This window comes from Sulfuricurvum sp. (assembly GCF_023250475.1).
Classification (GTDB): Bacteria; Campylobacterota; Campylobacteria; order Campylobacterales; family Sulfurimonadaceae; genus Sulfuricurvum.
In genome coordinates this window covers 2,242-3,840 of sequence record NZ_JAHFAQ010000161.1, presented here as the reverse complement: position 1 = coordinate 3,840, position 1,599 = coordinate 2,242, and the positions used below count along the sequence as shown (strand labels likewise).

Genomic DNA, 1,599 nt, shown 5'->3' with positions numbered 1-1,599 from the left:
GCTTTAAGTGCTTCTTCGAGCATGTACTGGTTTAGAAGCTTTTCGGCCTGATGGAGTCCCGGTGTATCGACAAAGATAATTTGGTCGTCGTTGTGCATGACAATGGCATTGGAGCGTTTGCGGGTAGCATTGGCTTTTTGGCTCACGAGAGCGATTTTTTCACCTAAAATCCAGTTCATTAGGGTGCTTTTCCCTGCATTTGGCCGTCCGACAAGAGCGACAAATCCTGCTTTATTCATATGTAATTACCTTTAGAGGATATAACGTGCGAGGTCTTCATCCTCAACAAGTGGTAAGAGGATGGTATTCACCATCGCTTCGGTAACCGTGACGGTACTGTTTTTGTGTGTATGGGCGTTAAAACTAATCTCTTCCAATACTTTTTCAACGACAGTATGAAGCCGTCTGGCTCCGATATCTTCAGTTTTTTCATTAGCCCTCTGGGCGTAACGTGCCATGGCTCGTACGGCTGCTTCATCAAAGGCCAAGCTCATCTCTTCCGTCGCCAACAATGCTTTGTATTGTTCCAGCAGAGAGTTTTTCGGTTTGGTTAGAATTAAATAGAGGGCATCTTCATTAAGCGGTTCAAGCTCAACTCGTAAGGGAAACCGTCCTTGCAGTTCCGGAATAAGGTCACTGGGTTTGGTTAGATGAAAGGCTCCGGCGGCAATGAAAAGTATATGATCGGTTTTAATAGAGCCGAATTTGGTTGAGACAATACTTCCCTCGACAATCGGGAGCAAATCACGTTGTACCCCCTCTTTACTCGGATCGTTGCGTCCATCGCTTCGTGAACTGACAGCAATTTTATCGATTTCATCGAGAAAAATTATTCCACCCTCTTCGGTACGCTTAAGCGCTTCACGTTTAATTTGGTCATGGTTTAGCAGATTTTCGGCAGCTTCTTGGCGAAGTATCTCTTTAGCTTCAGCTACCGTTACCTCTTTTTTATTCTCTTCTTTCCCCATCACCGAGAACATTTTGGAAAAAGATTCTTGGACACGAGCAATTTCAGGGGGCATATTGGTATCATTAAACTCAATTCCCCCTTTTGAAAGTTCGATTTCAACAATGCATTCATCCATTTCACCGTTACGGATTTTTTCACTCAAGTGTGATTTTGAAGTCTCGTAACGGGCTTTTTCTTCACCATTTGGGAAGATAGGGGCTTCCGAGTGAAGCTTCCGAGCCAGGGTATCGATGATGTAGTGTTCAATGGCTTCTTGATTATTGTCGTTATGTTCAGCTTTGATCATCGAGTATGAGGTCATCACCAAATCGCGCACCATTGATTCCACATCTCTGCCGACAAATCCCACTTCGGTATATTTGCTGGCTTCGACTTTGATAAACGGTAATTGCATCATTTTTGCAAGACGGCGAGCGATTTCGGTTTTACCGATACCGGTAGACCCGATCATAAGAATATTTTTCGGCATGATCTCGTCTTGTAAATCCGGAGTGAGTCTCAGACGTCGATAGCGTGTTCTAAGGGCCAAAGCAATTGTTTTTTTAGCACTGTTCTGTCCGATGATATGTTGATCCAAATAATCGACAATCGCTTGAGGAGTCATATCCATTCCGTTATCCGAGGCTCAG

Annotated in this window: 2 protein-coding genes; both read right to left on the bottom strand. The window is 44.1% G+C overall.

From position 1 onward, the window contains the following. Positions 1-239: GTPase (locus Q0C19_RS11335; protein WP_295056072.1), on the bottom strand; the 239-nt coding region annotated here is incomplete at its 3' end. Between the two features lie 12 nt (positions 240-251). Continuing rightward, positions 252-1,580 carry an HslU--HslV peptidase ATPase subunit gene (gene hslU / locus Q0C19_RS11330; protein ID WP_295056071.1) on the bottom strand — a complete coding sequence of 443 codons (1,329 nt, stop codon included), beginning with the start codon at positions 1,578-1,580 and terminating at the stop codon, positions 252-254. Positions 1,581-1,599 lie beyond the last annotated feature (19 nt).

What these genes read in the sequence shown, in the direction of transcription:
- hslU (WP_295056071.1), bottom strand. Translation starts at nt 1,580, where the DNA reads ATGGATATGACTCCTCAAGCGATTGTCGATTATTTGGATCAACATATC.